The following is a 7,506-nucleotide window of genomic DNA, read 5'->3' on the forward strand; positions in this document are numbered from 1 at the left end:
CTAATGTGCTCAAAATAAGTCCCCTTAGGATAAAAATAGCGTAAGTTCCGATTAAATCGTTCATTACTGCCGCGCTCAGCTGGCGTATAAGCATGGCAGTAATAGGTCTTAATACCGTATTGTGCTTCAAGTGATACTAGACCGCTAAACTCAGTGCCACGGTCCACCGTAAAACTATGCACCGGGCCATTAAAAGTTGCTAGAAACTTATTTAGGGCTTCATTAACAGTTACTGCTGTCCGGTTTTTTAATCGGTAGGCCCAAAGGAAACGTGATTTGCGATCGATTAAGGTTAATAAAACTGCCTTACTATGCCCACGGGGGCCAACAATTGTATCTAATTCAAAATCACCGATGCGATTACGTCGATTAACCACGATGGGTCGCTGTTCAATTGACCGTCCTAATGATTGATTATATTTAGAACGTTGGTCAAGGTTACGCCGTTGGCGCACGCCATGTTCAGGCAAATCATTTAAAGAAAACTCAATTTTTCCTTGATTTAACCAATTATAAATTGATTTAGTCGCTAGTTTAAATTCGTGAGCTATCATTTCTGGTGACCAACTTAGCCGTAAATGGTTTAAAATTATTTGCCTTAACTTGTCATTCAATTTAGTCTTTCGGCCACATCGTGACCGCTTGTATTCGGCATCTGTTTGGGCCACTTCGGCCTGGTAAGGTTCACATCGAGCTAATTCATAAGAAATTGTGGCAGGTGATCGTTTTAGGCGATCGCTCATTTGGATATTGGACAGGCTTTAAGCGATGACGCAATGACTAGTGCCGTCAAAACTACTATCGATTAATAAAATGCAAGGAGCTACAATTATATGTCTTCATACAAACTATCAATCCCCGTTATTGCTCAGCGCCCAGAACTCCCAACCGGCTGCGAGATTACTGCCACCACAATGATGCTTCAATATGCAGGTGCCGTTGTTGACAAAGTTCAGCTGGCACATGAAATGCCCTACCATCCGACTGACCCCAATCAGGGATTTGTTGGTAATCCATTCACTGATGATGGTGATAGTATTTACCCATCTGCACTCACAGATTTAGTGACAACCTATGCAGGAAACGCTGTCAATTTGAGCGGTCAACCATTGGCCAATCTAAAACAGTATTTAAGTGCAACAGGTCACCCCATTGTCATATGGGTTGGTGAATTTGACGGATTTCACACCCATGCCCTATTAATGACGGGGTTTAACAACTCAACAATTTATTTTAACGATTGTTGGACGAAAAAGCAGGGCTCATTGCCTGAAGATGCGTTCTATAAAATCTGGCATAACAAACAACAAATGGCTTTAAGCTATTAAAAACAAGGAGTTGGGGCAAAATGATTTTGCCTCAACTCCTTGTTTTATTAATAACCAATCATAATTAATGGTTATATCTCTATCCAATTAATAATATGTTGCAACCTGATACATTTTTTTCACAAAATCTTTCGGTGTTAAACCAAGTGGCTCTTAATTCCGATGAAGTCCAAAAGCGGACTCAAACTAGAATAAACATATTAAGACTTCTTTCTGATTCCATTGATCCACAACCAAAACCAATGGCCTTTGTTATACCACATTGCAAAAAAGCTTCAATAAGGTCCGAGCTGGAAAGCGTGGGGATAACGGAAAGCTTCATTTATCCAGATCCATCACATATTGCACATGAAATTTCAAAGACTTATTAGATTTGAATCGACACAGCATAATCCATTAAATCAATTGAGCTTTTTGGCCATTAGGGCATACCCTATTGGACTTTTTTATTTCTGTGCTATACTAGGAATTACAAGTGTTCATTAGAACTGTCCAAAAGGAGAATTGGAAATGGCTAAAATCGGTTATGCGCGTGTGAGTTCCAAGGAGCAACATTTAGATCGACAGTTAGCGGCTTTAAAAGACGTTGATAAATTATTTACGGATAAATTAAGTGGAGCTAACACTAATCGGCCAGAACTGCAAAAAATGCTGGCCTATATTCGTGAGGGTGATATTGTAATGGTCACTGAATTAGATCGCTTAGGCAGAAACAACCATGATTTGACTAAGATCATGAACTCCATTCAAAATAAGGGTGCCACCCTAGATGTGTTGAATTTACCGTCAATGACAGGGATTGCTGACCCCAATTTACGTCAACTCATGACCAACCTCATTATTGAACTTTATAAATACCAAGCTGAAAGTGAACGTAAGCGGATCATTGAGCGTCAGCAACAAGGGATTTCCCTAGCCAAACAGCAGGGCAAATATCATGGTCGCAAGCCTCAATACGCTGAAGATGATCCCCGTTTGTTACATGCCTTTAAACTTTATCAAAATGGTATGAGCGATGTGGATGTGGCTCGAAATACTGGGATTAAGCGGACAACCTTTATTCGGTATCGAAAGAAATTCAGTGTGTATAGATAAATTTCTCATTAAATAAGCAGGGCAGTGAAGAAAAAATTTAAATAGGAGTGAAATAACAGATATATGGCTTGAATTTACACTTTAAGTGCAACAAAAGAGACTCATGATATGAATCCCTGTAAAATGGTGTTTGCGAAGACAACCATTGAAGGGAGCGCATAATGAATAAATCGTCTCTCAAAAGGAAGGAATTTTTACATGCCAACTCGTTACGACAAAGAATTCAAACAAAACATCATCAACCTATATAAACAAGGCGAATCAGCTGCTCAACTGGCCAGAGAATATGGCATTGGCTATTCAACAGTTCATAAGTGGATCCAGGGCCAGGCCAAAACTCAATCCGGTAAATCGCCAGACGAAATCAAAGCGATGGAAAAGCGACTGGCTTCGCTGTCTGAGGAGAACGAAATCCTAAAAAAAGCCCTGGGCTTCCTTGCGCAGAAGTAACCAATATCTTTGATTACATTCACCAAGAAAGCCATCACCACCAGGTAACCAAGATGTGCCGAATCCTCGGTGTTTCCAGAGCTCAGTATTATCGTTATCGATCCCCCAAACCCTCAAAACGCCGGGCCGAAGATGCGGACTTGAAACAACGGATTCTGCGGATCTTTGCGGAATTTAAGCAGCGATACGGTGTTATGAAGATCCACCATGAATTGAATCTGGAACTTCAACCACTGCAGCTTCGGTGCAGTCCACGACGGATTTCCCGGCTCATGAAGGAACTGGATATCCACTCCGTTACCGTCAATAAGTGGAAAGCGGCTTCGGCTTCCAAAACCAAGGTTGAACAGCGTCCCAACTTGCTTAAGCAGGATTTCTCGACCACTGGTTTAAATCAAAAATGGACCGCTGATATGACCTATATTCAAACGAAGCGTAATGGCTGGTGTTACTTATCAACCATCATGGACCTGCACTCACGACGGATTATCGGTTATTCGTTCTCAAAAAAGATGGATACTGATTTAGTCTTAAAGACCCTTGAAAGCGCGGTTAAAAATCGAACCATTACTGGGGACCTGATTATCCATACGGATTTAGGATCACAGTATACCAGCGATGATTACAATCAACGTTTAACTGAGCTACATATCCGCCACTCATACAGCCGTAAGGGTTGTCCGTATGATAATGCGCCAATGGAATCCTTTCACGCTTCCCTCAAAAAGGAATGTGTTTATCCAGTGCCGGTCTTTGAAGATTATGAAACTGCCGCTGCCGTCCTTTTTGAATATGTGCATGCTTTCTACAATAGGAAGAGAATTCATAGTTCACTGGGCTACCAGACCCCCTTACAAGTTGAAATCGCAACACTTACGAGCCAAATGGCCGCCTGATTTAATGCTTTCCAGGGTTCAAATAAGTTATTAATCACGATTAATGATTTATTTGAGCTGTGGAAGGTAAACGCGGTTCTGAATGTCTCTTAAAATCTGTCTCAAATATTGACTTCAATCCAACCATTTCAAAGTACATTATGGCTTTAGAGCGCGATTGGCAGGTCCAATTATTTGAACGTGCGCATCGGCAAGTCACGTTAACACGGGTTGGGCAACAATTATTGCCACGGGCCCAAGCAATTCTGCGCGAAGAGCGTCAGCTACAACAAGTTCTGGCCGCTAATACCGCTCATAATGCGCAGTCGCTGGTTGTTCAGGGACTACCATCTTTAGCACAATACCAAGCTTTTCATATTATCACGGCATTTATGAAGCGGTATCCGGAAGTGAAATTACAATTTAGTGAGGCGAGTGTCGATCGGTTAGCGCATGCACTGGATCATACGAATGTCGACATTGTATTTACACGGATTTTCGGGGATCAACCCAATAATTATGACGTTTTATTGAATGAGACCGATCAGTTTGTGGTCCTTGTTCCGAAAGACGATCCGTTGGCGCAACAAGCTGAGATTAGTCTGCCGATGCTGGCACATGAATCAATTTTATTATTGAAAGATACCATCGGTGAAGATAACCCGTTGTTTTCGGTATTTCAAAAAATGCATACGCCACAGATGGTTTATGATGGTCAACGAATTGATCTCATTTTAGAAATGCTGAATCAGGGTGATGGTGTCTCGGTTGTCATGGCGCGGTCATTTGATCTCACTGGTTTTGACAACATTAAAGCAGTTCCACTGACGCCTACTATTCGCAGTCAGATGGCTTTCATGAAGCGTCCAGATAATCACGCTGCCGTGGTTGCTAAATTTTGGGCGTTTGCGACGAAGTATAGCCAATCACTTTCAGATTAATTGTGGCGGTTGATCACATTCTAACGATGTGTCTTGAATCGGAATCAAAGCCGACGATGACATAAGGATAAAAGCAGTCGGTTTCGGTGGTCGTAGCAGGAAGGACGTGTCCGAACAACAATCGAGCTAGCTAGTCTGTTTTAATCACATTGTAGGTCGTTTGCAGTGATATAAATAAAAATAATTAAAGATGACGGGGTGCAGACATGGAACCAATTCATATTTCACAGACTTTATCAATTAGCAATCACCGTGTGTTTTCAGCTGACTTGAATGAGCACGACACGGTTTTCGGCGGAAAAATCTTGGCGACTATCGATGATAATTCATCGATTGCCGCATCGCGAGTGGCTCGAATTGAGACGGTGACCGTGTCAGTCGATCAGGTCAATTTTTTATTGCCGTTTCGGTTACAAGACTCAATGTGTGCGGAATCTTACGTTTCGGGCGTTGGTCACCGCTCAATCGAGGTATTTACTAAAATTATTGGTGAACACTTGAAGACCGGCGAACGGTTTTTGGGATTGACCTGCTTTTCAACGTTCGTGGTGACGGACCGTAATATTGAATTACCACTGTTAGTCGCTGATAAACCAGAATACACGTTTGTTGCTCAGGGCTATCAAGAGCGGCAGGCCGCCCGGTTAGCCAAACTAAAGCGCCAGCAAGACTTTAATGCGCACATTAGCGTTGAATTGCCGTGGTGAATCGATTTAAATTGACAATTTTGGTGAGACTTGTTAAATTGTAGGTAGATTGTAAAATTAATCCGAACGCTGTTCGGACAAAAAAGATCAGCTTCCTTTAAAATGGTGTTTACCACAAACCCATCTTTTAGGAGCTGATCTTTTGTCTAGTATAACCTATTCCGAACGAATTAAAATCGAAACCTTTTGTGAACTAGGGCTTGTCCAATATCCAAATGGGCGTTCGGCTGAACTGATCACCGTCAACAATTTCTTATGAATTATCTCGATGTCAACCTTATCAGGCTGAATTAGCACAAACAGATGCCGAATACAAGCGATCACGATGTGGTCGGAAAACTAAGCTGAGCGATATTTTGACAAAAAATTTCCGTATTATGATTAGGAAGATTTAAATGAATTTTTTTCATGATATTGTTTCCCAGAAAAGTGTAATCTGTGACTTTGATAGTTACTCTGATCAGTTATGGCTTCTTTCGCCGGGTTTAATGGTGGCTTGGAAAGCGTAGATATTTTTGATTTTCTGCACAGAATACTCCGGCTAAGAAAATGTTTGTAAGAGATCAGAATCATTCATTTTATAGGACAGGCCTGCAAATATAGTGTGAACACATTTGTAGATTTGTGAGAATTCACGAGACGAATGATTGATAAATCTGGAGCAAAAAATTGTTTTCTTCGGAATAAAATAAACCCCCTGAGTTTGGATTTACTCCAGATCAGGGGGTTCGCTTTACCGCGAGATTGACGACACCGTCCTTTTTGCGTTATTTGGTTTTTAGCAGTAGATCCAAGGAGTGTTCAAGATTCTGAACATCAGCCGTGGTCATCGCATCTACACAATTATTAATATTACGGGCGATGACGAGTTTCATGGCCTTGTCGATACTTGATTTCACTGCTGAAAGTTGAACCAAGACATCTTCGCAAGGACGATTTTCGTCCATCATACGTAAAACGCCGTCCAGTTGACCAGCCGAGCGTTTCAGCCGGGTCTTGATCTGCTTGCTAGTGACATATTCTTCAGTAGTTGCCATGATTCATGATGCCCCCTTCGTAATTAGGCAAGTGCTTTTTTGAGTTCGGCTTCAAAATCAGGCTTAGGACGTGCTCCGACCATGTGACTGACGACTTGGCCATCTTTCTTAATCAGGAAGGTTGGAATTCCTTGAACTTGGAATTGACTGGCCGTAGCTTGGTCATGGTCAATGTTCAATGAAACGAAGTTGACCTGATCCTTGTAAGCTGGGTCTTCAGAAAGGGACTTAAGAATTGGGTCCATCATGCGACATGGTGGGCACCAGTCTGCGCGAAAATCAATAACGGCGATACCAGTATCTGTTTCTTTGGCAAAATCTTGGTCATGTATTTCTTTAATCATTTTGAATGACTCCTTAGTAATTATTATTCATTAAACAATATACCCCCATTGGTATTTATAAGCAAGTTATTTGTCCAGATGTGACCAGTCCTAAAGCGGCCCCCCGACTAGCTGGGAAGACTAGTTGGTGGGCCGCTATTGGTGGCTAGGCCTGTAACCAAGTTGGGGAGACTTGATTAAGCTGTGGCTGCTTGAATGGTTTTAGTTGGTTGGTGCTTGTCGAACTTGGTTTGGAAATTGATTAACCGCATAGCGTTGAGGATAACGACTAAGATACTAGCTTCATGGACAAACATCCCACTGGCCATGTAGATATAACCGAAGATTAGCCCAATCAGTAGGAAGGCCACGGTGGCAATGGCGATGAAGATGTTTTCACGAGTGTTCGAGACAGTTTTCTTGGCGAGACCGTGGGCATAGTAAGGCAGTTTTATTAACTTTAATCGATCGCAAATCACGGTTCCTTTGGGCATACCGGTTAAAAGATCGGACGACAGCGACTGTTAATGAAGCCCTAACTAAGTTCCTAACCACTTTTAATGGTCCGGTGCACAGCTTTACTGTGGACCGTGGCACTGAGTTTAGTGGGCTAGTATCACTTGAATCACAATATGGTATTAAGACCTATTACTGCCATGCTTATACGCCAGCTGAACGTGGTAGTAATGAACGCTTTAATCGGAACTTACGCTATTTTTATCCTAAGGGGACTTATTTTGAGCACATTAG

The 7,506-nt window shown here is 41.9% G+C and carries 9 protein-coding genes and 3 pseudogenes; 8 read left to right on the forward strand and 4 right to left on the reverse strand.

Annotated elements, in window-relative coordinates; translation table 11 throughout:
• The coding region (locus FC83_RS06675) for an IS30 family transposase (protein WP_057002565.1) at nt 1-758 on the reverse strand (758 nt) is incomplete at its 3' end.
• A gap of 75 nt (nt 759-833) precedes the next feature.
• On the opposite strand from FC83_RS06675, the gene FC83_RS06680 reads away from it, so the two are divergent.
• From FC83_RS06680 to FC83_RS17040, 7 genes and pseudogenes are all read left to right on the forward strand, one after another.
• Nucleotides 834-1,328: a C39 family peptidase gene (locus FC83_RS06680; protein ID WP_057002564.1), complete on the forward strand. Its 495-nt coding sequence runs from the start codon at nt 834-836 to the stop codon at nt 1,326-1,328.
• Nucleotides 1,329-1,838: 510 nt separating this feature from the next.
• Entirely contained in the window at nt 1,839-2,423 is a 585-nt protein-coding gene (locus FC83_RS06685; RefSeq protein ID WP_014940867.1) for a recombinase family protein, read from the forward strand.
• Nucleotides 2,424-2,621: 198 nt separating this feature from the next.
• Complete coding sequence (locus FC83_RS06690; protein ID WP_002816285.1) at nt 2,622-2,873, forward strand: IS3 family transposase; 252 nt, start codon at nt 2,622-2,624, stop codon at nt 2,871-2,873.
• Between the two features lie 17 nt (nt 2,874-2,890).
• Complete coding sequence (locus FC83_RS06695; protein WP_259912530.1) at nt 2,891-3,769, forward strand: IS3 family transposase; 879 nt, start codon at nt 2,891-2,893, stop codon at nt 3,767-3,769.
• Between the two features lie 107 nt (nt 3,770-3,876).
• Complete coding sequence (locus tag FC83_RS06700) at nt 3,877-4,689, forward strand: LysR family transcriptional regulator (RefSeq protein WP_338028701.1); 813 nt, start codon at nt 3,877-3,879, stop codon at nt 4,687-4,689.
• A 206-nt stretch (nt 4,690-4,895) separates the two neighbouring features.
• Nucleotides 4,896-5,396, forward strand: coding sequence for an acyl-CoA thioesterase (locus FC83_RS06705; protein ID WP_003645113.1), 501 nt, complete (start codon nt 4,896-4,898; stop codon nt 5,394-5,396).
• 142 nt (nt 5,397-5,538) lie between these two features.
• A pseudogene (locus FC83_RS17040) lies at nt 5,539-5,755 on the forward strand (helix-turn-helix domain-containing protein); the annotation flags it as partial.
• A gap of 408 nt (nt 5,756-6,163) precedes the next feature.
• On the opposite strand, the gene FC83_RS06710 reads toward FC83_RS17040, so the two are convergent.
• From FC83_RS06710 to FC83_RS17305, 3 genes and pseudogenes are all read right to left on the reverse strand, one after another.
• Entirely contained in the window at nt 6,164-6,433 is a 270-nt protein-coding gene (locus tag FC83_RS06710; RefSeq protein WP_003643024.1) for a metal-sensitive transcriptional regulator, read from the reverse strand.
• 23 nt (nt 6,434-6,456) lie between these two features.
• Complete coding sequence (locus FC83_RS06715) at nt 6,457-6,777, reverse strand: thioredoxin family protein (RefSeq protein WP_003643543.1); 321 nt, start codon at nt 6,775-6,777, stop codon at nt 6,457-6,459.
• A 176-nt stretch (nt 6,778-6,953) separates the two neighbouring features.
• Nucleotides 6,954-7,196 (reverse strand): annotated as a pseudogene (locus FC83_RS17305) (heavy metal translocating P-type ATPase); the annotation flags it as partial.
• Between FC83_RS17305 and FC83_RS16870 the strand changes: the two are divergent.
• A pseudogene (locus FC83_RS16870) lies at nt 7,187-7,506 on the forward strand (IS30 family transposase); the annotation flags it as partial. The pseudogenes FC83_RS17305 and FC83_RS16870 sit on opposite strands and share 10 nt — an antisense overlap.

This window comes from Agrilactobacillus composti DSM 18527 = JCM 14202 (assembly GCF_001436375.1).
Taxonomy (GTDB): Bacteria; Bacillota; Bacilli; order Lactobacillales; family Lactobacillaceae; genus Agrilactobacillus; species Agrilactobacillus composti.

What these genes read in the sequence shown, in the direction of transcription:
- FC83_RS06680 (WP_057002564.1), top strand. Translation starts at nt 834, where the DNA reads ATGTCTTCATACAAACTATCAATCCCCGTTATTGCTCAGCGCCCAGAA.
- FC83_RS06685 (WP_014940867.1), top strand. Translation starts at nt 1,839, where the DNA reads ATGGCTAAAATCGGTTATGCGCGTGTGAGTTCCAAGGAGCAACATTTA.
- FC83_RS06690 (WP_002816285.1), top strand. Translation starts at nt 2,622, where the DNA reads ATGCCAACTCGTTACGACAAAGAATTCAAACAAAACATCATCAACCTA.
- FC83_RS06705 (WP_003645113.1), top strand. Translation starts at nt 4,896, where the DNA reads ATGGAACCAATTCATATTTCACAGACTTTATCAATTAGCAATCACCGT.
- FC83_RS06710 (WP_003643024.1), bottom strand. Translation starts at nt 6,433, where the DNA reads ATGGCAACTACTGAAGAATATGTCACTAGCAAGCAGATCAAGACCCGG.
- FC83_RS06715 (WP_003643543.1), bottom strand. Translation starts at nt 6,777, where the DNA reads ATGATTAAAGAAATACATGACCAAGATTTTGCCAAAGAAACAGATACT.